This window comes from Streptomyces sp. NPDC101237 (genome assembly GCF_044767465.1).
Lineage (GTDB): Bacteria > Actinomycetota > Actinomycetes > Streptomycetales > Streptomycetaceae > Streptomyces > Streptomyces gramineus.
Window position 1 is genome coordinate 101,151 of sequence record NZ_JBIWNY010000005.1, and the last position, 26,195, is coordinate 127,345.

The 26,195-nt window shown below is 71.9% G+C and carries 22 protein-coding genes and 1 tRNA gene; 7 read left to right on the top strand and 16 right to left on the bottom strand.

Annotated features, from left to right (window positions below):
* Positions 1–7 precede the first annotated feature (7 nt).
* Entirely contained in the window at positions 8–1,636 is a 1,629-nt protein-coding gene (locus tag ACIRQ9_RS09860) for a beta-N-acetylhexosaminidase (RefSeq protein ID WP_404169256.1), read from the bottom strand.
* A gap of 108 nt (positions 1,637–1,744) precedes the next feature.
* Between ACIRQ9_RS09860 and ACIRQ9_RS09865 the strand changes: the two genes are divergently transcribed.
* A complete protein-coding gene (locus tag ACIRQ9_RS09865) occupies positions 1,745–2,602 on the top strand; it encodes a DUF4429 domain-containing protein (RefSeq protein WP_404169259.1) in 858 nt (285 codons plus the stop codon).
* Positions 2,603–2,664: 62 nt separating this feature from the next.
* Here ACIRQ9_RS09865 and ACIRQ9_RS09870 read toward each other — a convergent pair whose 3' ends face one another.
* Positions 2,665–4,230: a fibronectin type III domain-containing protein gene (locus ACIRQ9_RS09870; RefSeq protein WP_404169262.1), complete on the bottom strand. Its 1,566-nt coding sequence runs from the start codon at positions 4,228–4,230 to the stop codon at positions 2,665–2,667.
* Between the two features lie 165 nt (positions 4,231–4,395).
* Between ACIRQ9_RS09870 and ACIRQ9_RS09875 the strand changes: the two genes are divergently transcribed.
* Both ACIRQ9_RS09875 and glmS read left to right on the top strand, forming a co-directional pair.
* Positions 4,396–4,653, top strand: coding sequence for a hypothetical protein (locus ACIRQ9_RS09875; RefSeq protein WP_404169265.1), 258 nt, complete (start codon positions 4,396–4,398; stop codon positions 4,651–4,653).
* Positions 4,654–4,673: 20 nt separating this feature from the next.
* Positions 4,674–6,491: a glutamine--fructose-6-phosphate transaminase (isomerizing) gene (gene glmS / locus ACIRQ9_RS09880; RefSeq protein ID WP_404169268.1), complete on the top strand. Its 1,818-nt coding sequence runs from the start codon at positions 4,674–4,676 to the stop codon at positions 6,489–6,491.
* Between the two features lie 205 nt (positions 6,492–6,696).
* On the opposite strand, the gene ACIRQ9_RS09885 is transcribed toward glmS, so the two are convergent.
* Complete coding sequence (locus ACIRQ9_RS09885; RefSeq protein ID WP_404169271.1) at positions 6,697–7,263, bottom strand: GPR1/FUN34/YaaH family transporter; 567 nt, start codon at positions 7,261–7,263, stop codon at positions 6,697–6,699.
* 153 nt (positions 7,264–7,416) lie between these two features.
* Positions 7,417–7,941 (bottom strand): universal stress protein, encoded by a 525-nt coding sequence (locus tag ACIRQ9_RS09890; RefSeq protein ID WP_404169274.1) that lies wholly within the window; start codon positions 7,939–7,941, stop codon positions 7,417–7,419.
* 356 nt (positions 7,942–8,297) lie between these two features.
* On the opposite strand from ACIRQ9_RS09890, the gene ACIRQ9_RS09895 reads away from it, so the two are divergent.
* The 4 genes from ACIRQ9_RS09895 (at position 8,298) to ACIRQ9_RS09910 (ending at position 11,124) form a co-directional block, all read left to right on the top strand.
* The gene (locus tag ACIRQ9_RS09895; RefSeq protein ID WP_404169277.1) at positions 8,298–8,651 is read left to right on the top strand and encodes a hypothetical protein; all 354 of its coding nucleotides are present in this window, start codon (positions 8,298–8,300) and stop codon (positions 8,649–8,651) included.
* 377 nt (positions 8,652–9,028) lie between these two features.
* A complete protein-coding gene (locus ACIRQ9_RS09900; protein ID WP_362646649.1) occupies positions 9,029–10,201 on the top strand; it encodes a helix-turn-helix domain-containing protein in 1,173 nt (390 codons plus the stop codon).
* Between the two features lie 129 nt (positions 10,202–10,330).
* Entirely contained in the window at positions 10,331–10,933 is a 603-nt protein-coding gene (orn, locus tag ACIRQ9_RS09905) for an oligoribonuclease (RefSeq protein WP_351323070.1), read from the top strand.
* 115 nt (positions 10,934–11,048) lie between these two features.
* Positions 11,049–11,124 (top strand) — tRNA-His (locus ACIRQ9_RS09910).
* A 111-nt stretch (positions 11,125–11,235) separates the two neighbouring features.
* On the opposite strand, the gene ACIRQ9_RS09915 is transcribed toward ACIRQ9_RS09910, so the two are convergent.
* From ACIRQ9_RS09915 to ACIRQ9_RS09970, 12 genes are all read right to left on the bottom strand, one after another.
* On the bottom strand, positions 11,236–12,075 hold the full coding sequence (locus tag ACIRQ9_RS09915) for an endo alpha-1,4 polygalactosaminidase (RefSeq protein WP_404169282.1): 840 nt from the start codon (positions 12,073–12,075) through the stop codon (positions 11,236–11,238).
* Positions 12,072–12,740: a spherulation-specific family 4 protein gene (locus ACIRQ9_RS09920; protein ID WP_404169285.1), complete on the bottom strand. Its 669-nt coding sequence runs from the start codon at positions 12,738–12,740 to the stop codon at positions 12,072–12,074. The genes ACIRQ9_RS09915 and ACIRQ9_RS09920 overlap by 4 nt, the downstream gene beginning before the upstream one ends.
* On the bottom strand, positions 12,737–13,642 hold the full coding sequence (locus ACIRQ9_RS09925; RefSeq protein WP_404169288.1) for an NAD-dependent epimerase/dehydratase family protein: 906 nt from the start codon (positions 13,640–13,642) through the stop codon (positions 12,737–12,739). The genes ACIRQ9_RS09920 and ACIRQ9_RS09925 overlap by 4 nt, the downstream gene beginning before the upstream one ends.
* Positions 13,643–13,646: 4 nt before the next feature.
* Positions 13,647–14,360 carry a nucleotidyltransferase family protein gene (locus ACIRQ9_RS09930; RefSeq protein ID WP_351937199.1) on the bottom strand — a complete coding sequence of 238 codons (714 nt, stop codon included), beginning with the start codon at positions 14,358–14,360 and terminating at the stop codon, positions 13,647–13,649.
* Positions 14,361–14,422: 62 nt separating this feature from the next.
* Positions 14,423–15,430, bottom strand: coding sequence for an SDR family NAD(P)-dependent oxidoreductase (locus ACIRQ9_RS09935; RefSeq protein ID WP_404169291.1), 1,008 nt, complete (start codon positions 15,428–15,430; stop codon positions 14,423–14,425).
* A gap of 233 nt (positions 15,431–15,663) precedes the next feature.
* Positions 15,664–17,001 (bottom strand): hypothetical protein, encoded by a 1,338-nt coding sequence (locus ACIRQ9_RS09940; RefSeq protein ID WP_404169294.1) that lies wholly within the window; start codon positions 16,999–17,001, stop codon positions 15,664–15,666.
* Positions 16,998–18,485, bottom strand: a complete 1,488-nt coding sequence (gene pelF, locus ACIRQ9_RS09945; RefSeq protein WP_404169884.1) for a GT4 family glycosyltransferase PelF — start codon at positions 18,483–18,485, stop codon at positions 16,998–17,000. The genes ACIRQ9_RS09940 and pelF overlap by 4 nt, the downstream gene beginning before the upstream one ends.
* A 188-nt stretch (positions 18,486–18,673) precedes the next feature.
* Entirely contained in the window at positions 18,674–20,857 is a 2,184-nt protein-coding gene (locus tag ACIRQ9_RS09950) for a hypothetical protein (RefSeq protein ID WP_404169296.1), read from the bottom strand.
* A gap of 593 nt (positions 20,858–21,450) precedes the next feature.
* Positions 21,451–22,506 carry a LacI family DNA-binding transcriptional regulator gene (locus tag ACIRQ9_RS09955; RefSeq protein ID WP_404169299.1) on the bottom strand — a complete coding sequence of 352 codons (1,056 nt, stop codon included), beginning with the start codon at positions 22,504–22,506 and terminating at the stop codon, positions 21,451–21,453.
* 93 nt (positions 22,507–22,599) lie between these two features.
* Entirely contained in the window at positions 22,600–24,057 is a 1,458-nt protein-coding gene (locus ACIRQ9_RS09960; RefSeq protein ID WP_404169302.1) for a GH1 family beta-glucosidase, read from the bottom strand.
* Between the two features lie 180 nt (positions 24,058–24,237).
* Complete coding sequence (locus ACIRQ9_RS09965) at positions 24,238–25,158, bottom strand: carbohydrate ABC transporter permease (RefSeq protein ID WP_404169305.1); 921 nt, start codon at positions 25,156–25,158, stop codon at positions 24,238–24,240.
* A gap of 14 nt (positions 25,159–25,172) precedes the next feature.
* The gene (locus tag ACIRQ9_RS09970) at positions 25,173–26,165 is read right to left on the bottom strand and encodes a carbohydrate ABC transporter permease (RefSeq protein ID WP_404169308.1); all 993 of its coding nucleotides are present in this window, start codon (positions 26,163–26,165) and stop codon (positions 25,173–25,175) included.
* Between the last annotated feature and the right edge of the window lie 30 nt (positions 26,166–26,195).

The following is a 26,195-nucleotide window of genomic DNA, read 5'->3' on the forward strand; positions in this document are numbered from 1 at the left end:
GGTGCGCCTAGCCGGCGGGCCAGGGCACCTGCGGCGAGCGGTAGTAGCCGATGCCGAGGGCGTCCCAGCGGGGCGCCTGCGCGGCGAGCCGCACCTTGTAGGCGTCCCAGTCGTGCGTGGCCGCCGGCGACCAGCCCAGCTCCGCCACGCCGGGCAGCCGCGGGAAGGCCATGACGTCGATGTCGGCGCCGGTCACGAGCGTCTCGGACCACAGCGGCGCCTCGACCCCCCGGACCGCCGACCCCGGCGCGCCGGGCAGGTAGTGGCCCGGATCCCAGTCGTAGGAGCGCTTCACCGGCACCAGGCCGGCCCAGTCCTGGCCGAGCGGGGTGTCCTCGGTGTACTTCATGTCGAGGTATACCCGGTCGGCGGGCGAGAGGATCAGCCCGGTGCCGTTCCGGGCGGCCTGGGCCACCTGGGCCTTCTCGTCCGCGCCGGTGTCGTCGAGCCCCCAGTACTGGGCGATCGCGCCGGGCACGGGATGCGCGCCGGTCAGCTGGTGCCAGCCGATCACCTTCTTGCCGTACTTCGCGACCAGCGGCTGCACCCGGTCCATGAACGTGACGTAGTCCGCGTGGCTGGTGGAGTGCGCCTCGTCGCCGCCGATGTGGAGGTAGCGGCCCGGGGTGAGGGCGGCCAGTTCGCGGATGACGTCGTCCACGAAGTCGTACGTCACCTGCTTGCCGACGCACAGCGAGCTGAAGCCGACGTCCGTGCCGGTGTACAGCGGCGGCGCGGTGCCGTCGCAGTTGAGGCCGGCGTAGGAGGCGAGGGCCGCGTTGGTGTGGCCGGGCATGTCGATCTCGGGGACGACTTCGAGGTAGCGGGAGGCCGCGTAGCGGACGATCTCCCGGTACTGGGCCTTGGTGTAGTGGCCGCCCGGTCCGCCGCCGACCTCGGTGGAACCGCCGTAGGCGGCCAGGCGCGGCCAGGAGTCGACGGCGATCCGCCAGCCCTGGTCGTCACTGAGGTGCAGGTGCAGTTCGTTGATCTTGTAGAGGGCCAGTTCGTCGATGTACCGCTCGACCTGGGCCACGGTGAAGAAGTGCCGGGAGACGTCGAGCATCGCGCCCCGGTAGGCGTAGCGGGGCCGGTCCGTGATGGTACCGCCCGCGACCGTCCAGGGGCCGCGCTGCACGGTGTCCTTCTCGACGGCGGCCGGGAGCAGTTGGCGCAGGGTCTGGACGCCGTGGAAGAGGCCGGCGGGCGTGGCGGCGGTGAGGGTGACGCCGTCGCGGCCGCTGTCGAGGCGGTAGCCCTCGGCGCCGAACGGGCCCTTGGCCAGCCGCAGCCGGAGGCCCGAGGTGCCGTGCGTGGTCAGGGGCAGCCGGTAGCCGGTGGACGGGCGCAACACGCCCGCGAGGTAGGCGCCGACCCGGCGGACCGCGCGGGAGCCGTCGACGCGGATGGCGGTGTCGCGGGTGATGCGGTACGGCGCTCCGCCGGCCCGGACCGAGGCGGGCGCCGGGACGACCCGGTCGAGCGGCGCCGGGCCGGGCGGCGGCGCGGCCGGGGCGGCGCCGACCGTGAACGCGCCGCCCGCCGCGACCAGCAGCAGGGATCCGAGGACCCGGGCCAGGCGGGGGGTACGAGGAGTACGGGGGGTACGGGGAGTCGTTCTGTGGTGCGGTCGCACATGCGCTCCCTTCGGCGGAACTCGGTGCAGGGGACTCGGCCGAGGATGCACCACCGGCCCGGATTGGTCGAGACCACCCGGCGGTTCTCGCGGTGGAACAATTCCCCCATGGCGGAAATCATCCAGAAGGAGGCCACCTGGTCCTTCGACGCGGACGCCCTGCGGCTGACTCCGGGACGGGACAGGAACGTCAGTGTGCTGCGCCGGGCACTGGGTGAACTGGTCGTGCCGCTGGGGGCGTTGGCGGGCGTCTCGTTCGAGCGGGGCCGGCGGTCGGGGCGGTTGCGGCTGCGGCTGCGGGACGGCTCCGATCCGCTGCTGCACGCCACCGGGGGCCGGCTCGCCGACCCCCACGACCCCTACCTGCTGACCGTGGAACCGGACCGGTACGGCGTCGCCGAGTACGTCGCGGACGAGGTGCGCGACGCGCTGCTGCTGGAACGGGTCCCGGGCACGCCGGTGACCGGGTATCTGCTGCCGGGTCCGCGGCCGCCGCTGTCGGTCTCGGCCGGGGACGGCACGGCCGGCTTCGACGGCGAGCGGGTGCGGCTGGAGTGGAACTGGAAGACGGAGGACGTGAAGGCCGCCGCGGGACCCCGCACGCTGGCCCTGGCGGACATCCTGGCGGTGGAGTGGCAGCCCTCCGCCGGGCTGGAGAACGGCCATCTGCGGTTCCGGGTGCGCGGCGCCCCGGCCGGGGTGCGGGCCAGGTACGACCCCCACGCGGTGGAGTTGTGGGGGTTTCGGCGGGATCCGCTGACGGCTCTGGTCGCGGCGGCGGTGCAGGCGCGGCTGCCGCATCCGGCGGCGGCCGGGTCCGGCGGTTCCGGGGCGGCGCCGGAGCCCGCTTCCGATCACGACGCGCTGCTGCGGCGGCTGCGCGAACTGGGCGAGCTGCACCGGGCGGGCATGCTCACGGACGCGGAGTTCGCGACGGCCAAGCAGGCGGTGCTGAAGCGGATGTGAGCAGGGGCGAGCGGGTGGTCCTCGTACGGTCGCGGGACCACCCGCCCGTCCTTGGCGGGGTGTTACTTGGCCTTGCGGGCCACCGTGAAGTGGTCGATGCGGTCGCCCGTCTCGGCGATGCCCGACACCTTCAGCCTGGCGTACTGGCCGCGCGGCGCCGGCTCGACGTCCACGCGCAGGAACGAGTAGTTGAGGTAGCGCACCCGGGACCAGGCGACGGTCTCGTTGACCTTGCCGTCCTTGGTGTTGATGAAGGAGGCGACGGAGTCGACCTCGTTCAGGTGGCCCTCGTAGGAGTCCGGCGCGGTGAACGCGTACAGGCTGCGGCCGGCGGCGCCCGCCGTGACGTAGACGACACCCTCGGTCTCGGAGTAGGCCGTCTCGCCGATCGGGAGCTTCTTGACGACCTTGTCGCCCTTGATGACGTCGGTGCGCTCGTACTGGTGGTTGTGGCCGTTGATGACCAGGTCCACCGTGTACTTCTCGAACAGCGGCACCCACTCCTGGCGCACTCCCCCCTCCGAGGCGTGCGCGGTGGAGGTGCAGTAGGCGCAGTGGTGGAAGAACACGACGATGAAGTCGATGTCCTTCGAGGCGCGGAACTTCTTGAGCTGCCCCTCGAACCACTTGGTCTGGGTTCCACCCGAGATGCCCAGGTTCGCCGGAATCTCGAAGGAGACGTCGTTCGGGTCCAGCGAGATGATCGCCGTGTTGCCGTGCACGAAGGAGTAGACGCCCGGCAGGTTCTTCTTGTCCGGCCCGTTGTCGGGCAGGGTGAAGCGGGCCTCCTCGCCGCCGTAGCCGTTCGGCGAGTACCAGGCCTCCATGTCGTGGTTGCCGAACGACACCATCCACGGCACCGACTTGGCGACCGACTCGGTCTGGGCCAGGAACTGGTCCCAGGTACGGGAGTCGAAGACCGTGTCCGAGGCCTTGCCCTGGCCGGCCGGGTCGCCGTAGGCGATGTCGCCGGCGTGCAGGTGGAAGCTGGGGTTCTGGCCGAGGATCAGGGCGTCGTTGGCCAGGGCGTGGTAGCTGACGCCCTGGTCGCCGAAGGCCGTGAAGGTGAACGGCTCCTTGTGGCGCGGGGCGGTGGTGAAGGTGCCGATGGTGCCGGCGTACTGCGGGGCGGCCGGGTCGAAGCCCTCGTGGCCGACGCCGTAGAAGTACTGGCGGCCCGGCTTGAGGTTGGCCAGCTTGGCGTGCACGTAGTACTGGGTGTGGTCGCCGCTGGCACCGACGCCGGCCGGGGTGTAGAGGGCGCGGATCTCGGCCGGGATCTTCACCGAGAGGTGCGAGGCGTGGGTGCCGATGCGGACGAAGGGCTTCTTGACCGCGACCGGGACCTGCCAGGAGATCGTCATCTCCGTGGCGGCGTCGTTGCCGAAGGCCAGGTGGCGGCCGAACGGCGCCACGTAGGCGCCGTCGACGTACGGGGTGGCGGGGGCCGCGGACCGGGTGGGGGCGGCCGCCTGGGCGGTGCCGCCCAGCACGAACGAGCCGCCGGTGACGGCGCCCACGGTCACGGCGCCGCCTCTGATCATGGAGCGCCGGGAGAATCTGGCGCGGAGGTACTCGTGCTGCTCGGCGATGCTCATGCGCTCGGCGAGTTCATCGGGTACGCCCATCCGAGGAATGTCCATGACGTCTGAAACTCGTCTCCACAAGCGACGTGGCGCAAGACACAGGATGGACAGGCTGCGAACAGAGCCCCATAAGAGATTCAACAGTCCGTTGCCCGGAATCGGGCAGGATTCTTGCTAAACCGTCACCTCGTACTCCAGGATCTACGGGTGCACGACGAACTTGTTGATCATCTGACGCGCTCCACGCCGCTGAGCCGGGGCGAGGCGCTGCGGGTGATACAGGACGTGCTCGCCTACTTCGACGAGACGGCCGGCGACTACGTCCGGCGCCGCCACCGAGAACTCCAGGCGGACGGCCTGGTGAACGCGGAGATCTTCGAACAGATCGAGGCGGATCTGAAGTACAGGGCGGTCGCCCCGCCGGAACTCACCCTCCGGCAGCTGCGCCGCATGGTCTACGGCTGAAGGATACGGAACACCCCTACATGTGCGGAATCGTCGGATACATCGGTAAGCGTGACGTGGCCCCCCTCCTCCTGGAGGGCCTGCAGCGGCTGGAATACCGCGGCTACGACTCGGCCGGCATCGTCGTCTCCTCCCCGAAGGCGGCCGGGCTGAAGATGGTCAAGGCCAAGGGCCGGGTCCGGGACCTGGAGGCCAAGGTCCCGGCGCGCTTCAAGGGCACCACCGGCATCGCGCACACCCGCTGGGCCACCCACGGCGCCCCCTCGGACGTGAACGCCCACCCGCACATGTCGACCGACCAGAAGGTCGCCGTCGTCCACAACGGCATCATCGACAACGCCGCCGACCTGCGCCGCAAGCTGGAGGCGGACGGTGTCGAGTTCCTGTCCGAGACCGACACCGAGGTCCTCGTCCACCTGATCGCCCGCTCGCAGGCGGAGACCCTGGAGGAGCGGGTCCGCCAGGCGCTGCGCCTGATCGAGGGCACCTACGGCATCGCCGTGATGCACGCCGACTTCCCCGAGCGGATCGTGGTGGCCCGCAACGGCTCCCCGGTCGTCCTCGGCATCGGCGACAAGGAGATGTTCGTCGCCTCCGACATCGCGGCCCTGGTCACCCACACCCGCCAGATAGTGACGCTGGACGACGGCGAGATGGCCACCCTCAAGGCCGACGACTTCCGCACGTACACCACCGAGGGCACCCGGACGACCGCCGAGCCGACCACCGTGGAGTGGGAGGCCGAGTCGTACGACATGGGCGGCCACGACACGTACATGCACAAGGAGATCTTCGAGCAGCCCGAGGCGGTCGACCGCGTGCTGCGCGGCCGCGTCGACGACCGCTTCTCCACCGTGCACCTCGGCGGCCTCAACCTGGACGCCCGGGACGCGCGGGCGGTGCGCCGGGTGAAGATCCTCGGCTGCGGCACCTCGTACCACGCGGGCATGATCGGCGCCCAGATGATCGAGGAGCTGGCCCGGATCCCCGCGGACGCCGAGCCCGCCTCCGAGTTCCGCTACCGCAACCCGGTCGTCGACCCCGACACCCTCTACATCGCGGTCTCCCAGTCCGGTGAGACCTACGACGTGCTCGCCGCCGTCCAGGAGCTGAAGCGCAAGGGCGCCCGGGTGCTGGGCGTGGTGAACGTGGTCGGTTCGGCGATCGCCCGCGAGGCGGACGGCGGCATGTACGTGCACGCCGGGCCCGAGGTCTGCGTGGTGTCGACCAAGTGCTTCACCAACACCACGGTCGCCTTCGGCCTGCTGGCCCTGCACCTCGGCCGGATCCGCGACCTCTCGGTCCGCGACGGCAAGCGGATCATCGAGGGCCTGCGCAAGCTGCCGGCCCAGATCTCCGAGATCCTCGACCAGGAGGCGGAGATCGAGAAGCTGGCCAAGGAGTACGCCGACGCCCGCTCGATGCTCTTCATCGGCCGCGTGCGGGGCTACCCGGTGGCGCGCGAGGCGTCCCTGAAGCTCAAGGAGGTCTCCTACATCCACGCGGAGGCCTACCCGGCGTCCGAGCTGAAGCACGGCCCGCTGGCCCTGATCGAGCCGGCGCTGCCGACCGTGGCGATCGTCCCGGACGACGACCTGCTGGAGAAGAATCGCGCGGCCCTGGAGGAGATCAAGGCCCGCAGCGGCAAGATCCTGGCGGTGGCCCACCGGAACCAGGAGAAGGCGGACCGCACGATCGTCGTCCCGAAGAACGAGGACGAGCTGGACCCGATCCTGATGGGCATCCCGCTCCAACTCCTCGCCTACCACACGGCGAAGGCGCTCGGCCGGGACATCGACAAGCCGAGGAACCTGGCGAAGTCGGTGACGGTGGAGTAGCACCGCGTTCGACCGTGGGGCTGCGTCGCGGTTGCTCGCGCAGTTCCCCGCGCCCCTTTGAGGGCGCGGGGAACTGCGCGACAAGCCCCCACCGGCTCGCACCGGACGACGAAACCGAACGGACCCCCACGTGTGCCAGCACGCCACGGGGGGTCCGCTCATTGGACCGCCGGGGACGCCCAACTCCCCGGCGTCGGCTGCCGTATCAGCCGGTGGCCGTCACCCCCCGGCCGGCAGCCCGCCTCGGAAGGACCGTCGGCCAGTGCGCGAGCGCGGCCGTGGCGGCGTACCAGGCCACCGCCCCCGCCGCCACGGCGACCCAGCCGCCCGCCTTGACCAGCGTGGAGCTGTCGGCGAAGTTCGCGACAGCCAGGAGCAGCGTCGACAGGAACAGCAGTGCGTGCGTGCCCTGGCCGAGCTGGTCGCCGCCCGCGAGGGTCAACGACAGGGCCACCAGGGCGAAGAGGAGCAGGAAGAGCCCGGCCGCGTTGGCCGAGGCGTTGCCGCCGGACGAGACGGCCCAGGTGAACCAGAGGGCTCCGAGGGCGACATGGCCGGTGCCGTTGACGGTGTCACGGTCACGGAGGGCCAGCAGGCCGACGAGGAACAGGGCGACTCCGCCCACGTAGTGGGCGACTGACACGGCGTCGGACGTGGTGACGTCGTCGATCACGCCGGTGGTGCCGATACCGAACGCCAACAGGGTGATCCCCAGGGCGAGTCGGCCGGCCACGGTGGTGGTTCCGCTTCCCGCGGGAACGTCATTGTCCACGGCGGGCTCCCTTCATGCTGTGTGCAGTTGTGCGCGGTGACCGATATATGCCCTTCACAAGGGCACAAACACCTCTACGCACGAGTAACCTGCACACGGCACGAAGGGGACCGGGCTCTACCCACGGCGCATCTCACCTGGGAGAACGGGGAGTTACGGAATGACAACGACGGGCCGCTTGGCCCGCTTGGCGAGTCTGCCCGCGACGGAGCCGAAGATCCGGCCGACGATCCCGTGGGTCGACCCCACGACGATCGCGTCGGCCTCGTACTCCCGCCCCACCTCTTCGAGTTCGTGGCAGATGTCGCCGCCGCGCTCGACGAGGATCCAGGGCACCTCGGCCAGGTAGTCGGCGCAGGCGAGTTCAAGACCGAGCACCTCGGTGCGGTGGTCGGGCACGTCGACGAAGACGGGTGGCTCGCAGCCGGCCCACACGGTGGTCGGCAGTCGGTTGGCGACATGGACGATGATCAGCCCCGCGCGGGAGCGGTGTGCCATCCCGACGGCGTAGGCGAGGGCCCGCTCACTGGAGGTGGAGCCGTCGAAGCCGACGACCACTCCGTGCTGGAAGGCGGGATCGCAGGAAGGGCGTGCCTTTTCCGCCAGCGCGTCGGCCGCCGTGGGGTCGGCGACCGGCCGCTTGCGGTCCGCTGGATCGAAGAATTCGTGACCGGCCATGGCTGTCTCGGCGTTGTGATCCTTTGTGGAGGGGACGACAGTGTGCGGCGGAGCTGTGTCCGGGAAACATCTTCCCAACCCCATACCCCCAAGGGTACGGCGGCACGCCTCCTCGGCCCAGATCCCGCGCACTCTCCGTAGGGGTCGTCCCAAGAAGTCGGTCGGGGTTCCAGGGAGCATGCACGAGCCGCGCCCGTAACGCAATGGTTGCTGCCCCGTACAGGCGGTTTGCACAGGATTCGGACAGCAGCGGGGCGTACGCACGGTGACCGACCGCCCGAACCCGCGTTGAACCCTGCGGCGGCACCGCCGGGAGCCGGCGGGAGCCACGCCAGGGAGAACAGGGAGTCACCCGCATGTCCGGACCGCGCCCCGAACCCGATCCGCACTCCGCCGAGGACGCCGCGGGCGACGTCGTCCGCTGGGCCGCGTTCTCCTGCGTCCTCGTCCCCGTGGTGCTCCTCTGGTACGGCACCCCGCCGGCCGCCGCCGCGGGCACCACCGTCGGCCTGACCGCCGTCACCGTCGCCTGCCGGTACCTGCTGCGCCGCTCGGAGCGCTTCGCCCGGCCCGGCACGGCGCCGCGCGAAAGGCCGGGAACCCCGCACCGCGCGCCCCGTCGGGCACCGCACCGGACCCCCCGCCGGACCCCCCGCCGGACGGCCCGGGGAGGCGGACGTCACACTAGGAGCGGTACACCGGTCGACTGACCGGTTTCCGCGCACGGGAACGCTTCTTTTCAGCCAACTTCCCGCCCCTGTGCAAGAGGGGTCCCGACCACCCCCCAACCCCCGTTCCACCTGCACGGAAAGGGTCCTGGGGACCCCGCGCACCCTACGCGGTTTGGCCACTGCCACGAGGCGCACTTCCCTGCACGGCCCGTGAGTGCAACGCTTCGTGATCGAATGCTTCACGCCAAGTTGTCATGTCGACAATCTGTGGCGTGTCGAACTGGTCACCGCGACACCGCGGAAACCAGTAGATTCGATCTTGACGTCTTACGGCGGGGGACTCGTGCAGGACCGAGGGGAAACGTGCAGGAGCGACACAACCGAGGAGCCGCGACCACCGAGGGGGGCTTAGCAGGATGAGCCACGACTCCACTGCCGCGCCGGAAGCCGCGGCCCGGAAACTCTCCGGGCGACGCCGCAAGGAGATCGTCGCGGTGCTGCTGTTCAGCGGCGGCCCCATCTTCGAGAGTTCCATACCGCTGTCGGTGTTCGGGATAGACCGCCAGGACGCCGGCGTACCGCGCTACCGACTGCTGGTGTGCGGAGGTGAGGAAGGCCCGCTGCGGACCACAGGGGGCCTGGAACTCACCGCGCCACATGGCCTGGAGGCGATCTCACGCGCCGGCACGGTCGTCGTACCGGCCTGGCGCTCCATCACCGCGCCACCGCCCGAAGAGGCACTGGACGCGCTGCGCCGCGCCCATGAGGAAGGTGCCCGCATCGTCGGGCTGTGCACCGGTGCGTTCGTCCTGGCCGCCGCCGGACTGCTGGACGGCCGGCCGGCCACCACCCACTGGATGTACGCGCCGACGCTGGCCAAGCGCTATCCGTCGGTCCACGTCGATCCGCGCGAACTCTTCGTGGACGACGGCGACGTCCTGACCTCCGCCGGCACGGCGGCCGGAATCGACCTCTGTCTCCACATCGTGCGGACGGACCACGGCAACGAGGCGGCCGGCGCGCTCGCCCGCCGCCTGGTGGTCCCGCCGCGCCGCTCGGGCGGTCAGGAGCGCTACCTCGACAGGTCTTTACCAGAGGAGATCGGCGCCGACCCGCTCGCCGAGGTCGTCGCCTGGGCGCTGGAGCACCTCCACGAGCAGTTCGACGTGGAGACGCTGGCGGCACGCGCGTACATGAGCCGCCGGACCTTCGACCGCCGGTTCCGCTCACTGACGGGCAGCGCCCCGCTCCAGTGGCTGATCACGCAGCGGGTCCTCCAGGCGCAGCGCCTCCTGGAGACGTCCGACTACTCGGTGGACGAGGTGGCGGGCCGCTGCGGCTTCCGCTCCCCCGTCGCCCTGCGCGGTCACTTCCGCCGCCAGCTGGGCTCGTCCCCGGCGGCGTACCGGGCCGCGTACCGGGCCAGGCGTCCGCAGGCCGAGCGCGCCGACACTCCGGAACCGGCACCGCTGGCGCCGACGGGCCCGCTGACCGTGCAGTACCCCGAGGGCGTACTGCCGATGCAGACCCGCAGGACCGCGGCGGTCGGCCTGTCGGCCAGCCTCCCCGGACCGCGCACCGGCAGCTGATCCACGCCCCCGCCCACCCGGCCCCGCCGGGTGGGCGGTCGCCGTTCCCGGCGCCCGCGCCGCGACCTCCCGCACAAGGTCACCGCACGGTCGGTTCAGCTCACAGCGGCGCGCCGTAAGGTGAGACACATGAACGATCGCATGGTGTGGATCGACTGCGAGATGACCGGCCTCTCGCTGTCCGACGACGCGCTCATCGAGGTGGCCGCACTGGTCACCGACTCCGAGCTGAACGTGCTCGGCGAGGGCGTGGACATCGTCATCCGTCCGCCGGCCAAGGCACTGGAGACGATGCCGGAGGTGGTGCGCCAGATGCACACCTCGTCCGGCCTGCTCGACGAGCTGGCCGGCGGCACGACGCTCGCCGAGGCCGAGGAGCAGGTCCTGGCCTACGTCCGGGAGCACGTGAAGGAGCCCGGCAAGGCCCCGCTGTGCGGCAACTCCGTCGGCACCGACCGCGGCTTCCTGTCCCGGGACATGCCGGACCTGGAGGGCTACCTCCACTACCGGATCGTCGACGTCTCCAGCGTCAAGGAGCTGGCCCGGCGCTGGTACCCGCGGGCGTACTTCAACAGCCCGGAGAAGAACGGCAACCACCGCGCCCTCGCCGACATCCGCGAGTCGATCGCCGAACTGCGCTACTACCGCGAGGCCGTCTTCGTACCGCAGCCCGGCCCGGACTCGGACACCGCGCGGACGATCGCGGCCAAGCACGTCCTGCCTGCGGAATAGGCGATCGGGAGCCCCGCGCGGGGCGCTCCCGTAAAGCCGTGCGCGAGCACCCCTTCGGACCCTGTACACTTTTTCTCGGCCGGTCGGAGAGACGAAAGAATCACCACCGGTCGTGGTGGGTGTAGCTCAGCTGGTAGAGCACCTGGTTGTGGTCCAGGATGCCGCGGGTTCGAGTCCCGTCACTCACCCCAGTGGAAAAGGCCCCTGGCCCGCGGAGACGCGGGCCAGGGGCCTTTTCGTGCAACTCCGGGGCCTCTCACGACAGTTCGGCGCGGGAGGCGCTCCGGTGGCCCGGCGGGGTTTCAGCAGGGGCTGCGCCAGCGGCCCAGGGCGAGGCCCTTGCGCATCGAGTCGAGGCCGAGGCGCTTGGCGATCGGGCAGAACGTGCGCTCGGGCACGTGGTATTCCACGTGGAAGACGGCCTTGCCCGCTGCGACGAAGGGGCTCAGCGACGGGCATTCGTGATACTCCGCGCACTGCTCGTTGACCGCGAAATCGTAGTCGCCGACCAGGTCGGGAATCTGTTCCAGGTCGTTCTTGAGGCCGACCGCCATGCCCCGTTCATGGGCCAGGTCCGCGATCATGCGGTTGTACGCGAGCTGGTCGGCGGCGGTCAGCGGGAAACCGGTGTCGTTGCTGTAGCCGTCCGCGAGGTCGGGCTCGACGGCGTCGAAGCCCTTCGCCCGGCACATGTCGAACCGGGCGGCCATGATCGGGCGGAGCAGCGCGCGGCGGCGGATGTCGAGCCAGCGCTCGCCGCTCCAGCCGTCGGAGCGGCCGAGGACGGAGGCGGGGAAGGCCGCGCGGTCGGGACGGAAGGACTCCCAGGCACCGGCGTTGATGTAGCAGATGACCTTGCGGCCGCTCCTGTGCAGGCGGCTCACGACGTCGGCGCCGTTCGTGAAGCCGTCGATGTCGTAGACGGGGACGTCCACGCCGGTGTCGACGCGGCCGCTGAGCTGCCACTGCCAGGCCGTGCCGGGGCGGGGCTGCCAGCGCCCCGCCGACGGACGTCCGTCCGAGGCCCGGTCCGAGGCCCGGTCCCGGACGGTGGCGCACCCGGCGAGCAGCCCCGCCAGCAGCGCCGTGACCAGCAGGGACAGGGCCGTCGGCAGCAGTGGCCGGCGGATCGTGAACCTCATGTGGTTCCCCTCCTCACGGCGGGGGGCAGGGCGGCCCAGGGGTTCGCGCCCGTGCCCGGCACCGCGCAGTGGACGCCGGCGCGGCGGTTCCGCGCGGTGCGGGCGGCGAGATCGCACAGGCCGTCGGGGACGCCGTGGATCAGGTGGCAGAAGCGGTCCGGCGGATGCGCCGCGGTCCAGGAGGGCGCGCCGGAGGTGAGATAGGTGTGCCAGTCCCCTTCGAAGGTGACCAGCAGATCGGCGACGGAGGCGTACCCGGGATCCGGATGGACGCCCGGGTTGAGCACCACGGTGGCGGCGCCGTCGTCGCGGGCCGCGTCGGCCAGCGCACGGTAGTAGGGCACCAGGCCGGCGTCGGCGCCGGCCTGGTCGAGGAAGACGCCGTCGGTCCCGTACCAGCCGATGTGGCGGCGCAGCTCGTGGAGCACCGTCGGACGCGGGCGGGTGCCGTAGGCGGTGTCGAGGTAGCCGAGCACGCGGACGCCCGCCGTGCGCAGCGCCCCGGCGGCCGCGGCGAAGGCCGGGTCGCGGGCCACGCCGGGGCCGTCGGCGACGTTGAGGACGACGCCGTACAGCCGCGATGGGACCCGCGTCAGGGCCTGCCACCCCGCCGGGTCCACGGCGGGGTGGACGTACAGCGGGACCAGCAGCCTGCCGTGTGTCATGCCGGGTGCGGGGTCGCGAGGGTGCCGGTGCGCGAGGCCCACAGGTCGGCGAGCGAGGTGGCGAGGGGCCGCTCGGGGTGCCAGCCCAGCGCCGTGGCGGCGGCCGTGATGTCCGCCTGCTGCCAGGAGACGGCCGACGAGCGCTCCGATCCGGCCCCGTTCTCGTCGATCCGGCCGCGGAATCCACTGACCCGGCTCAGGCCTTCCGCGACCTTGCGGACCTGGGTGGCGCTGCCGCCGGCGATGTTGAGGATGCGGGGCAGCGGGCCGGGGGCGGTGGTGGCGAGGACGGCGGCCCGGGCCACGTCCCGTGCGTCGACGAAGTCGCGGTAGGCGGACAGGTCGCCGACCCGGACCGTGCCCTCGGGACCGGTGCGCAGCAGTTCGTCGGCGAGCCGCCCGGGGAGGCTGGCGCCGGGCGAGCCCGGCCCGAGCGGGTTGAACACCCGCAGGACGACGGCGTCCAGCGCGGCCTCGGCGACGGTCAGCGAACCCGCCAGTTTGGTGGCCCCGTAGGCACCCTGCGGGCAGGTGGCGGAGTCCTCGCCGAGCGACTGCCCGGCGGTGGTCCCGTACTCACCGGCGGACCCGAGATGCACCAGGCGGACCGGGAGGCCGGCCGAGGTCAGGGCCTCGCACAGGACGGCGGGGCCGCGGGCGTTGGTCTCCGCCAGCAGCAGCGGGCCGCCTGCGACGGCGCCCGCGCAGTTGACGACGGCGTCCGGGGCCAGCGCGCGCAGGTCGGCGGCGAGCTCGGCAACGGTGGCGGTGGCGAGGTCGACCCGCAGGTCGGCGGCCGGGGAGCGGCCGGCGCGCAGCACCCGGACGCCGGACAGCGCGCGCAGGTGCTCCGTGATGTGCCGGCCCAGGAATCCGCTGGAGCCGAGGACGAGGACGCGCATCAGGTCACGCCCCCTTCAGCAGCAGGTCGCGGTGGGTGGTGAACTCGGCGTTGGCCCGGTCGTAGTCGTCCGGGCGGCCGATGTCCAGCCAGTAGCCGTCGAACTCGTGGGCGGCCGGCGGGGTGCCGTCGCGGAGCAGGTCGAGGACCAGTTCGTCGAAGCCGAGCGGCAGGCCGGGGGTGTAGTCGTCCAGGGTGGACCGGGAGAGCCCGTAGACGCCCATGGACACCCGGTAGTCCAGGGTCGGCTTCTCGGTGAAGGCGACGACCTGCGCGCTGTCGGTGGTGAGAACGCCGAAGTCGATCCTGACCTTGCGGCAGTAGGTGGCGATGGTCAGCGGCGCCCCGCCGGCCTGGTGGCCGCGCAGGACGGCGCGGAAGTCCAGGTCGGTGAGGATGTCGCCGTTCATGACCAGGAAGTGCTCCGGCAGCCGGTCGAGCATGGTCAGCAGCGGGCCCATGGTGCCCAGCGGGCTGTCCTCGGTCGAGTAGTCGACGCGCATGCCCCACTGGGAGCCGTCGCCGACGTAGGCGCGGATGATGTGGCCGAGGTGGCCGATGGCGATGGTGCAGCTGGTGAATCCGGAGTTGGCGAGCTGCCGCATCACGATCTCCAGGATCGCGTGCTGGTCGCCGATGGGGACGAGCGGCTTGGGCAGGGCGGTGGTGTAGGGGCGCAGCCGGACACCCTTGCCTCCGGCCAGAATGACTGCGTGCATGGCGGACTCCGTGGTGGGTCGGTCGGTGGTCGACGGCGGCGGCCGGCGACCGGGACGAGTGGTCAGACGTTGTAGATGGCGGTCTTGTAGCGGGCCAGGTTCGCGGGGTCGGAGAAGAACGCGATGGTCTGCTCCAGCCCCTCCTGGAGGCTGTGGGCCGGTGCCCAGCCGGTCGCGGCGCGCAGCCGGGAGGCGTCGCAGACCAGTCGCATCACCTCGGACGCGGCGGGCCGGATGCGCTGCGCGTCCTCGCGGACCTCCAGGTCGGCCCCCATGAGCTTGCCGACCAGCGTCACCAGGTCGCCGACCGAGATCTCGCCGCCCGTACCGGCGTTGAACGTCCTGCCGACGACCGCCTCGGCGGGCGCGGTGCCCACCGCGAGGAACGCCTGGGCGGTGTCCTTGACGAACAGGAAGTCCCGGGTGGGCCGCAGGTCGCCCAGGGCGATGGTCCGTTCTCCGGCGGCCACCTGCCCGATGACGGTCGGGATCACCGCCCGCATGGACTGGCGCGGCCCGAAGGTGTTGAACGGCCGCAGGGTGACCACCGGGATGCCGAAGCTGGCGTAGTAGCCGTCGGCCAGCCGGTCGCCGCCCGCCTTGGAGGCGGAGTACGGGGACTGGGTGTTGATCGGGTGGTCCTCGGTGATGGGGACGGTCTGCGCGGTGCCGTACGTCTCGCTGGTGGAGGTGTGCACCATCCTGGGGATGCCGAGCCGGCGCACGGCCTCCAGCACGTTGAGGGTGCCGGTGACGTTGGTGGCCACGTAGCTGTGCGGTGCCTGGTAGGAGTACGGGATCGCGATCAGCGCGGCCAGGTGGTAGACGGCCTCGGTGCCGGTGAGCAGGTGCTGCACGGACCCGGCGTCGCGCACGTCGCCGAGGACGACCTCCACGCTGTCCATCACGTCCTGCGGCAGGGTCTCCAGCCAGCCGTACGACGAGAAGGAGTTGTACTGGGCCATGGCGCGCACCCGGTGGCCCGAGGCGACGAGCGCCTCCACCAGGTGCGAGCCGATGAATCCCTCGGCGCCGGTCACTGCGACGGTCGTGGGAGCGGACGAGGTCACGGATCTGTCTCCTCTGTATCTGGTGGAACCGGGTCCGGCGACGCCGGGTCCGATGACGGTGAATCTGCTGAACGTGCCTTTGGTGACGGTGAGTTCGGTGAACGTGCCGTCGGTGAAGATGGGTTCGGTGACGGTGGTGTCGGTGACGGTGGGGTGTTGACGGTGGGGTCGTTGACGGCGGGTCCGCGTCGGTCCGGTCGCCGGGGGTCGCGGCGCCGGGGCGCCGGGGGCGCTCAGCGGTGGGCCGTGGCCCGGCCCATCCGGGTGCACGCGACCGCCAGCAGCACCGCCGTCGCGCAGCCGCAGGACGCCAGTTCGGCGGCGGCGGGGCTGAGCGGGCCGGCCGCGTGGGTGCCGTCCGACAGGGCGGCCTCCGCCGCGGCGGCGGCGAGGCACATCACGGCGGACGGCCAGGCGATCCCGGCCGCCTGGAGCAGCAGGGCGACCCAGAGCGCCGCGCCGAGCGCGAGCAGCGGCAGTGACGGCACCCCGGTGACCAGCGCGGGAGCGGCGAGCACCGCCAGGTACCCGGCGAGGCACAGGCCGAGCGAGCCGACCGCCCGGAGCCGGAAGCCCCGGGGGGTCCTGCTGTGCCGCAGGGCGGTGAGCGTCAGGCTCCGGTAGCGGTAGAGCAGCCACTCGGCGACGCCCATGCTGAGCGTCAGCACGACCGCGGCCGGCCGGCCCGCCGCCGGGGCCATCAGCGTCAGCGCCCCGCCGGCGAGGCCGAACAGTCCGTACGGGACGGACGCGCCGAGCCGGGCCGTGCCCGGTGCCGGGGAGCCCTCGGTGCGCAGCGACCGCACGGTCTCGCGTACCGCCGACAGCACCGCCGCCACGACGGTGGCCAGCAGCAGCACGGCGGCCGGCAGCGGGCCGGGGCGCCACAGCGGCAGGCAGGCCGCCCCGGCCGCCGTCGGCACGAGCGCGATCAGCAGGTGCTGTTCGCGTCCCAGCACGAGCAGCACCGTGGCCGCCGCCAGGTAGAGCGACTCCCCCGCCGCGAAGGCCGGGACGGCGCCCGGCCCCGAGACGGCCAGCGCGGTCGCCGCCGCCGCCGTCACCCCGGCCGGGGCCCCGAGCAGCAGGCAGCGCGCGGCCGCCCGCCGGCCTCCCGCGGCGAGCCGTACGTAGGCGCGGTGGGCCAGTGCCTGGTTCCAGGCCCAGGCGACGAGGGCCGAGGCGGCGAGCCCGGTGACCCGGCCCGGCAGCAGTCCCGCGCCCAGCAGGTAGGCCAGTCCCGGCAGGCCGAACAGCATGCCGCGCAGCAGGCACTGCCACGGGCTGGTCCGCCACGGGTCCGGCACCGGTACGGGGTCCGGGAACCGGCGCGGCACCCGGGCGTACAGCTCCTCCGCCATGTCGAACAGGTCCCGTCGCGCGTAGCGGGTGGTGATCTGTTCGTGCGTCAGGCCGTCGGACTCCAGCACCGCGGCGATCTCGTCCGGGTGGACGGCGGCCGCGCACACCTCGGCGAGGCGTTCGGCCAGTTCGTCGAGCGGGTCGTCGTCCCAGGCCGGCGGGGCCGGCAGCCGCAGTAACAGGGTCCGGTCGTCGTCGAGCCCGTTCACCGCTCACCTCCGGCCCGTCGGGCGTGCGCGGCCGGGACCTCGGCGGGGTGGATCCGGTCCTCGCCCGCCGCCAGCGCGCCGTAGATCTCCCGGAAGGAGTCGATGGTGTGCCGGAGGGTGAACTGGTCGATCACCCTCAGCCGGGCGGCCTCGCCCATCCGGGCCCGGCGGGCGGGCGCGCGCAGCAGTTCCAGCGCGGCCCGTGCCATCGCCTCCGGTTCCCGCGGCGGTACGACCAGTCCGGCGTCGCCCACGGCCTCGCGGACCCCGCCGACGTCGGTGGAGACGGTGGCCCGGCCGCACGACATGGCCTCGATGAGGGTGAAGGGAAAACCCTCGCTGATGCTGGAGAGCATGACGACGGTGCCCGCAGCGTAGGCGTCGCGGATGTCCTCGACCCGGCCCTCGAAGGCCACCGCCTCGGCGATGCCCAGCTCACGGGCGAGGTCCTGGCAGCGTTCCCGGTAGGCCTCGCCGCCCTTGGGGGTGCCGCCGAACAGCCGCAGCCGCACCTCGGGCATCCCTTGGCGGACCAGGGCGAAGGCCCGGATCAGCGTCTCCAGGTCCTTGATGGGATCGACCCGTCCCGCCCAGGCCAGCGTGGGGATCTCCGGTTCCGGCCCGGCGGGCGGAAAGGCCCCGGGGTCCACGCCGTTGTAGACGGTGCGGATCTTGTCCGGTGGGGTGCCGCCGCGTTCCTCCCAGCGCCGGTTGTAGTGGCTGCCCGGTGTGACGAGCGCGGCGCGGGCGTAGGTCTCCTGCGCCAGCAGCCGGAAGAAGCCGAGGAGCAGCGCCTTCACCGGCCAGGGGTGGCCTCCCGCGCCGTAACCGAGGTAGCGCTCGCGCAGGTAGACGCCGTGTTCGGTGAGCAGCAGGGGGATGCCGTGCAGGTGCCGGGCCAGCAGTCCGGGCAGGGCCGCCAGTCCGCCGCTGACGGCGTGGGTGATGCCGTGCCGTGGCGGTACGGCGCCCAGCGGGCGCAGAGCGTGTTCCAGCAGGTCGGTGGCGGTGACCACGTCGTGCATGGTCGGGCGGGCGGCGTGCGTGGGCAGGTGCGGGCGGTTCCAGACGGCGGCCAGGGTGCGGATCGCCGCCTCGCTGCGCAGCGCCGCCGTCAGTTCCCCGTACCGGGCCCGTGCCGCGAGGCCGTACAGCCCCTCGGCGAAGCGCTCCCGGGTGCTGGGGCCGGCCCGGGTGCCGGTGCCCGGGCCGGGGTCGAGGAGGGCCAGCAGGAACGTCTCGAAGGTGTCGAGGAAGTCCCGCAGCCGCCGGCCGCGCGGTGCGCGGCCGGCCGGTGTCGGCCCCCAGGTGGGGATGGAGACCACCTTGCTCACGTGCGCGGGTGTCTCCCAGGTGAGGGACTCGCGGCCGTCACCGGTGACCGCGAATATCTGGAAGTCCACGTCGGGTATGCCCTGGACGAGCTGGTCGCACCAGACGCTGACGCCGCCGTGGCTGTGCGGGTAGGTGCCCTCGGTGAGCATGGTGACGCGGGTCGCGCCGGCGCGGACGGCCGTGATGGCCCTGGCCGTGCCGGACGGCGGGGTGAACCCGCCGTCCGGCGCGGTGCGATCGGTCCCTGCCACGGTCCCCGCATCCTCGTGTCCCCGTGTCCCCTCGGGTCCGTGGGGACGGCTGCGCCCGTCGGGCAGGTCGTTCGCGTTGATCACGGTCAGCGCTTGCGGCGGACGGTGTCGCCCGGACCTGCCGGGACGGGGGTGGCCACACCGCTGGGCACCCTCAGCGCGGGCGCCGGTGCGGCCGCCTTCGCGGTGCCGGTGGCGGTCGCGGTGGGAGCCGCGGGCGTGCCCTGCGCGGTCAGTTGCAGGGTGACCGAGCCCTGCAGCAGGCCGGGCGCGGTCCAGCCGGACAGCTGCCCGGCGTAGGCGGTGCCGAAGGCGGTGCCGCCGAGCAGCTGGCTCTGGGTGGTGCCGGCGGGCATGGTCGCGCTCACCTGGGTGCCGCTCGGCGAGGTGATGGTGACCGTGTTGCCGATCCGGTAGGCGGTGACCTGGTTGTTCTTCACCGCGGCGGACCAGGCGGCCCGGTTCTTCAGCTCGGTCCCGATGTCCTTCAGCCGCAGGTTGACCAGCGGCGTGTTGGCCGCGTAGAGGCTGCTGTAGTCACCCAGGATCTTGTTGAGCACCGGGTAGGCGATGCGGTCCTCGGCGAGGTTCGACTGGTGCATGTACACCGGCCGGGGGTCGTTGGAGAGGGCGTGCCCGAGGGCGATACGGCTCTCCAGCGGGACGATGTACGACGTGTAGCCGGTCTGGGTGTCCAGCGGGGCGCTCAGGCAGGTGGTGGTCGAGGAGCCCTCGCAGATGCCGCTGCCGCCGTTAGCCTTGCTGGTGTAGATGTAGTTGTACTCGTCCACTTCCTCGGCCGCGTGGCCCGCGTTGTAGTAGACGTTCATCGGGAAGCGCGGCACGGTGAGGGCGGGGCCGATCTGACGCTGCTGCGGGTCCCGGGAGTTGTCGCTGGCCAGCCACTTCACGCCGGTGGAGGTCAGGGACGGGGCCAGGTTGGGGTTGTCGTCGGGCTGCTGCGGGAGCACCTTCATCCCGGAGTGCTCGCCGGTGACCAGTTCGGTGTTGTCGAGGGTGAGGCCCTTGCCGCTCGCCCAGGTGCGGTTCTGGGTGATCTGCGAGGTGATGTCGGACTGGCTGACCCACTTGGTCTTGCCGTTCGCGTCGGTGGCGCACTTCCACGGCACCACGCTGACGTCCTGGACGCAGCCGAGGAACGGGTGCTGGTAGGTGTGGTTGACCCAGCGGTAGGCGTTCTTGTCGGCGATGAGCTGGGCCGCCGTCGGGTCGGCGCCGCCGTGTTCGGCCTTGTAGTCCTCGCTGCCGCCGCCGTTGAACACCATGTCCAGGGTGAGGCCGTGGGAGGCGGACCACTGCTTGGCGTACTGGGCGTCCGCCGCCGTCATCCGGATCGGGTCGGGGGTCGCGCCGCCGCCCGGGGTGCAGTCCACGTCTCCGGGCGTGCAGTTGAGCGTGGTGTTCCACCGGTCGTCGGCGAGGAAGACGTCGTCGACGTGGACCGCGAAGTAGTTGCGGTCGGCGCCCAGGTGGATGCCCTGGGTCAGCCACTCGACGATGCCGCGGGTCAGCAGCCGGTACTGCTGCTGGTACTGGTTGTAGACGAAGTTGACGACCAGTTCCCGGCGCCCGTCGTGCGCGTACTCGCCGACGAGCGATCCGCGCGCGGCGCTGCCCGGGATCGGGGCGTCCACGTAGCTGGTGAACGTGGCGCCGGCCTGCTGCTGGGCGAGCGGCACGGCCAGATAGCCGTAGCTCTCGGACACGTCGGGCGCGTTGTCCTCGAAAGGAACGTTCCCTCCGAGGTAGCCGAAGGGTCCGGACTTACCGGCCGAGGTCACCTGGGCGGTCATGCCGTCGAGGGAGCCGATGTAGCCGGGCGACTGCGCGTAGTTGAGCCCGACCTCGGGTCTGGCGTAGGTGTAGGCGTCGGCCTGCCGGATGCCGAAGGTCTGCTCGAAGGCCGTGAGGGCCGCCATCTCGGCCGAGCCGGTTCCGAACGGGTTGTCGTTCGGCAGCACGACGGCCTGGTACTTGGCCCTCGGCCTGCCGCTGACGGTGTCGCTGAGGAAGGCGGCGTTGATCTGCGGCCGCCCGCTGTCGGCCAGGTTGACCCTGGTGTACGGGGTGCCCGCCGAGTCCAGTTCGGCGGTGATGGCTCCGGTGGCCGGACCTCCGTCGTCGACGACGAGCACCTTCAGGTCGATCCTCGGGTCCGGCGTGGCCGCCCTCGCCGCTATGGGCGACGTGACGAGTGCGAGCGCGGCGGCGCTGCCGCACACACCGGCTTTCAACAGCATGGAACGCATGACGAACTCCCCCCGGCACCGCGGTGGGACGCGGCGCGGCATGACTGCAGATCGAATACGGATCAGAAAGCGATAGGAATTGCGCAGGTCCGCCTACGTGCGAACATGACCGTTCCGCCGGCGAATACGACCGCGCATACGTGAATCCCCCGATCCCCGCACCCCCATCGCTCAGAGGTATATCACCTCCCGATCCACCACCGGGAAATCCCGTCGACCCCTTCGGAGGCCCGGATGACGGGGTCCGAGGAAATCGCGCAGTGTGCGATTACCCCTCGCGGAATGAATGAATGATCAATGACACCCGCAGCTCAGGGCGCATTCGACGCGGGAGGGGTGCGCCGGTGAATGCGCCGGAGCCGCGCCGGGGACTTCACGGAACGGCCGGAAATCGGATCACCCGATGGTGCGATTCCATCGGGAGAGTCGTGCGGATAATCCCCGCATCCGCTAAACGACGGCATACGGCCGCCCCGTCCGGCGCCCGAGCGCGCAGGGGCACGAACCCGTGTTCCGGCGGCGGACACGCCGCTGCCGGGGGCGCGACGCACCCCCGGCAGCCGTGACGGTTCCGGTGATCCCGATGACCCAGGTCAGGACGAGGCGCGGATCACCAGTTCGGTGGGGAGCACCGCGTGGCGGCGCTCGGGGACCCGGGCCTCGGCGGGACGGCGGTCGGCGATCTCCGCCAGCAGCAGGTCGATCATCGCCCGGCCCATCTCCTCTATGGGCTGGCGGACACTGGTGAGCGGCGGCTCCATGTGCCGGGCGATGGCCGAGTCGTCGTACCCGACCAGCGCCACGTCGTCCGGGATGCGGCGGCCCGCCCCGCGCAGCACCTGGCGGGCGCCGGCCGCCATCACGTCCGACCCGGCGAAGACCGCGTCCAGGTCCGGGTGCCGCTCCAGCAGCACGGACATCGCCCGGCGGCCGCCCTCCTCGGTGAAGTCCCCCGGCTCGACGAGGAGTTCGTCCACTTCACGGCCGGCGTCCCGGAGCGCCTCGCGGTAGCCGTCGACGCGGCGCTGGGCGCCGTACACATCCAGCCGGCCGGTGATGTGCGCGATCTTGCCGCGGCCCCGTGACAGCAGGTGCTCCACCGCCGAGCGCGCGCCGCCGTAGTTGTCCGAGTCGACGGAGGTCAGCGTCTCCCGCGCCGAGCGCGGGCCGCTGATCACGGCCGGGATCTCCAGCTGGGCCAGCATGTCGGGCAGCGGGTCGTCGGCGTGCACCGAGACCAGCAGCACGCCGTCCACCCGGTGCGCGGCCAGGTACTGGGCGAGCCGGCGCCGCTCGCGGTCGCTGCCCGCGAAGATCAGCAGCAACTGCATCTCGGTGTCCGCGAGTTCGGCGCCGACACCGCTGACCATGTCGGAGAAGTACGGCTCCGCGAAGAACCGGGTCTCGGGCTCGGGGACGACCAGGGCGATCGCGTCGGTGCGGTTGGCCGCGAGGGCGCGCGCGGCGGTGTTCGGCACGTAGCCGAGCTCCGCGACGGCCGCCTCGACGGCGGCCCGGGTGCTGTCGCTGACCCGTGGCGAGCCGTTGATCACCCGCGACACCGTGCCGCGGCCCACGCCGGCGCGGACGGCGACCTCCTCCAGGGTCGGCCGCCGCGCGCCCCGCCCCCGTTCGCCCTTCACCGTCATGGTCGCCGCCTTCCGTTCGCAGCCTTCAGGCCAGGAATGTAACAGCCGTGATCCGGCCGTTCCCGGCCCTGTCGTCCCCCGGAACCGTGCCGGTCAGCCCCGCTCGCCGGCGCCCGGCAGCGCGTTCCTGCGGATCACGTCCGCGTACCAGTGTGCGCTGGCCTTGGGGATGCGGCGCTGGGTGGAGTAGTCGACGTAGACGGCTCCGAACCGCTTCGAGTAGCCGTAGGACCACTCGAAGTTGTCCAGCAGGGACCACAGGAAGTAGCCACGCACGTCGGCGCCGTCGGCGACCGCCCGGCGCACGGCGTCCAGGTGCGCGTGCACGTAGGCGATCCGCTGCGGGTCGTTGACCAGTCCCTCGGGGGAGACGTAGTCGTCGAAGGCCGCGCCGTTCTCGGTGACCATCAGCGGAAGGCCCGGGTGGGAGGCCGCCAGGCCGGTGAGCAGGGTGTGCAGGCCGCTCGCGTCGATGGCCCAGTTCATCGCGGTGAGCTGGTCGTTGGCCAGGTGGAAGGCGACGTCCGCGGCGCCCGTCCACGGCGAGTGGTCGCTCGCGCCGTGGCCGTCGTCGCGGGTGCCGGCGTCGCCGTCGGCCGCCGCCGAGACCACCGTCGGGGAGTAGTAGTTGACGCCGAGCAGGTCGATCGGGCGGGAGATCTCCGCCAGGTCGCCGTCGTGCACCAGCTCCGCCCAGTCCACGATCTGCGCGGTGTCGGCGAGCAGGTCCTCGGGGTAGGCGCCGTCCAGGACCGGGCCGGTGAAGATCCGGTTGCCGACCGCGTCGATCCGGCGGGCGGCCTCGGCGTCCGCCGGGCTGTCGCCGAGGGGGCGCACCTGGTGCAGGTTGAGGGTGAGGGAGAGCTGCGCGGTGGAGGGCAGGTGCTCCCGGAGCACCCCGACCGCCTTGCCGTGCGCCAGGTTCAGGTGGTGGGCGGCGCGCAGGGTGGCCGCCGGGTCGGTACGGCCGGGGGCGTGCACGCCGGAGCCGTAGCCGAGGAAGGCGCTGCACCAGGGCTCGTTCAGGGTGGTCCACACCCCGACGCGGTCGCCCAGGGCGCGGGCCATGATCTCGGCGTAGTCGGCGAACCGGTGCGCGGTGTCGCGGTGCGGCCAGCCGCCCGCGTCCTCCAGCTCCTGCGGCAGGTCCCAGTGGTAGAGGGTGGCGACGGGGGTGATGCCCGCCTCCAGGAGCCGGTCGGTGAGCCGCCGGTAGAAGTCGAGGCCGCGCTCCACGGCGGGCCCCCGGCCGGTCGGCTGCACCCGCGACCAGGAGACGGAGAACCGGTAGGCCTGCAGCCCCAGGTCCTTCATCAGCGCCACGTCGTCGCCGTACCGGTGGTAGTGGTCGGCGGCGATGTCACCGGTGTCGCCGTTGCGGACCTTCCCGGGGGTGTGGCTGAAGGTGTCCCAGATCGACGGGGTGCGGCCGTCCTCGGCCGCGGCACCCTCCACCTGGTAGGCGGCGGTGGCGGCCCCCCAGACGAAGCCGGGCGGGAAGGAGGCGTCGGAGGCCGGCTGGGCGCTGGACTCGGTTCGTACGGCGGTCATGGTGAGAACGCTCCCGAAGTGGCGTGGGGAAGGGGTGGGACGGGTGCTGCTGCGGCGGGGGCCGGTCGGGGCGCGAACGGCGGCGCCCGGCCGGGTACGGCCCGCGTGCGGGGCGGGCCGTACGGAGGACGGCGGGCGGGGCCTGCGCCGGTCCGGCGCCGTCGCCGGCCCGCGACGGCGTCAGCCCTTGACGGCGCCCGCCATGATGCCGCCGACGATCTGCTTGCCGAAGATCACGAAGACCAGCAGCAGCGGCAGGGTGCTGATCAGCGCCCCGGCCATGACGATGGACTGGTCGGGGGTGTAGGAGGCGCTGAGCTGGCCGAGCGCCACCTGGAGCGTCGGGTTGTCCTGGTTCAGCGCGAGGAAGGGCCAGAAGAAGTCGTTCCACGCCTGGACGAAGGTCAGCATGCCGAGGACCATCATCGCGGGCCGGGCCGCGGGCAGGACCACGTTCCACACGATGCGGATGTTGGTCGCGCCGTCCACCTTGGCCGCCTCGATCAGCTCGTAGGGCAGCGCCTCCAGCAGGTACTGGCGCATGAAGAAGACACCGAAGGCGCCGACCAGGGTCGGGAAGATCACCGACTCCAGCTTTCCGCCCCAGCCGATGTCCGACATCATCATGAACAGCGGGACCACGCTGAGCTGCGGCGGGATCGTCAGGGTCGCGATGACCGCGGTCATCAGCGCGCCCCGGCCGCGGAACCGCATCTTCGCGAACGCGTAGCCGGCCAGAGTGCAGAAGAACAGCGTCGCCGCGGTGATGCACCCCGACACGATGATGCTGTTGACGATGGCCTTGCCCAGGTGGGCCTGGTCCCAGGCGGTCTGGAGGTTGCTCCACAGCCGGCCGCCCGGCAGCAGCGGGGGCGGGCTGTCGAGGACCCGCTGCTGGTCGTGCGAGGCGGCGACCAGGGTCCAGTACAGCGGGAACACGGAGCCCAGGCCGACGACGACCAGGGCGAGGTAGGTGAGCGGGCCGCCCTTGAGCTGCTGCCCGGCGCCGAGCTTGAGGCGGACGCGGCCGGTGGACGGGGGCGCGGCCGGCGGTACCGGACCGAGGCCCGGCGCGGTCTGGGTGGGGCTGGTCGTGGTCATCGTGGTCGCTCCCGTCAGGCCGCGCTCTTGCGCACGAACCGGCCGACGATCAGGTTGATCAGGGCGATGAGCAGCAGCAGGGCGAGCATGGCCCAGGCCACGGCGGCGGCCGGACCGAGGTGCCCGAGCTTCCAGCCGTAGTTGTAGAGATAGATGCTGAGGGTCTCGTACTGGTGCTCGCTGCCGCCGGTGGAGCCGAGCGTGCCGCCCTGGAGCAGCAGCGGCTCACCGAACAGCTGCATGGAGCCGATCGTCGAGATCACGATGGTGAACAGGATCGTCGGCCGCAGCGAGGGGATGGTCACCTTGCGGAACTGCTGCCAGCGCGTCGCCCCGTCGATGGAGGCCGCCTCGTACAGGTCCGTGGGCACGGCCTGCATGGCCGCCAGGTAGATCAGCGCGTTGTAGCCGGTCCAGCGCCAGATCACGATGACCGAGATGGCGATCTTGGAGGTCCACTCGCCGTTGCCCCAGTCGGTGTTGCCGATCCCGACGAAGTGCAGCACCCAGTTCAGGATGCCGCCGTCGGCGCGGAACACCAGAGCGAAGACCAGCGCCGCGGTGGCCACCGAGGTGGCGTACGGCGTGAGGATCACCGTCCGCCAGAACGTGCTGGCGCGCAGCTTGTAGTTGAGCAGGTGGGCGAGGCCGAGGGCCACCAGCAGCTGCGGGACGGTCGAGATGACGCCGATCAGGAAGGTGTTGGTGACGGCGGTCCAGAACTCCGAGTCCTGGAGGATCCTGGTGAAGTTGTCGAAGCCGACCCACTCGGACTGGCTCAGGCTCGTCATCTCCACCCGGTGCAGGGCGATCCAGCCCGTGTACAGCAGCGGGTAGAGCCCGAAGGCGCCGAAGACGAGGAAGAACGGGGCGATGTACGCGTACGGGGAGGCCAGGTCGTCGAAGCGCCACAGCCGGCTGCGCCAGGTGCCGCGGCCGTCCGGAGCGGCAGCGGTGCCGCCGGCGGGCGGGGTGGGGGCACCCCGTGTGGGAGTTGTGGTGGCCACGGGGGAGTTCCTTCCTGGAATCACGGCCGG

Coding starts and splice junctions, on each gene's coding strand:
- ACIRQ9_RS09895 (WP_404169277.1), top strand. CDS start 8,298: ATGTCCGGACCGCGCCCCGAACCCGATCCGCACTCCGCCGAGGACGCC.
- ACIRQ9_RS09920 (WP_404169285.1), bottom strand. CDS start 12,740: ATGACACACGGCAGGCTGCTGGTCCCGCTGTACGTCCACCCCGCCGTG.
- ACIRQ9_RS09950 (WP_404169296.1), bottom strand. CDS start 20,857: ATGCGTTCCATGCTGTTGAAAGCCGGTGTGTGCGGCAGCGCCGCCGCG.
- ACIRQ9_RS09890 (WP_404169274.1), bottom strand. CDS start 7,941: ATGGCCGGTCACGAATTCTTCGATCCAGCGGACCGCAAGCGGCCGGTC.
- ACIRQ9_RS09960 (WP_404169302.1), bottom strand. CDS start 24,057: ATGACCGCCGTACGAACCGAGTCCAGCGCCCAGCCGGCCTCCGACGCC.
- ACIRQ9_RS09900 (WP_362646649.1), top strand. CDS start 9,029: ATGAGCCACGACTCCACTGCCGCGCCGGAAGCCGCGGCCCGGAAACTC.
- ACIRQ9_RS09865 (WP_404169259.1), top strand. CDS start 1,745: ATGGCGGAAATCATCCAGAAGGAGGCCACCTGGTCCTTCGACGCGGAC.
- orn (WP_351323070.1), top strand. CDS start 10,331: ATGAACGATCGCATGGTGTGGATCGACTGCGAGATGACCGGCCTCTCG.
- glmS (WP_404169268.1), top strand. CDS start 4,674: ATGTGCGGAATCGTCGGATACATCGGTAAGCGTGACGTGGCCCCCCTC.
- ACIRQ9_RS09965 (WP_404169305.1), bottom strand. CDS start 25,158: ATGACCACGACCAGCCCCACCCAGACCGCGCCGGGCCTCGGTCCGGTA.
- ACIRQ9_RS09930 (WP_351937199.1), bottom strand. CDS start 14,360: ATGCACGCAGTCATTCTGGCCGGAGGCAAGGGTGTCCGGCTGCGCCCC.
- ACIRQ9_RS09955 (WP_404169299.1), bottom strand. CDS start 22,506: ATGACGGTGAAGGGCGAACGGGGGCGGGGCGCGCGGCGGCCGACCCTG.
- ACIRQ9_RS09870 (WP_404169262.1), bottom strand. CDS start 4,230: ATGGGCGTACCCGATGAACTCGCCGAGCGCATGAGCATCGCCGAGCAG.
- ACIRQ9_RS09925 (WP_404169288.1), bottom strand. CDS start 13,642: ATGCGCGTCCTCGTCCTCGGCTCCAGCGGATTCCTGGGCCGGCACATC.
- ACIRQ9_RS09915 (WP_404169282.1), bottom strand. CDS start 12,075: ATGAGGTTCACGATCCGCCGGCCACTGCTGCCGACGGCCCTGTCCCTG.
- pelF (WP_404169884.1), bottom strand. CDS start 18,485: ATGCTCACCGAGGGCACCTACCCGCACAGCCACGGCGGCGTCAGCGTC.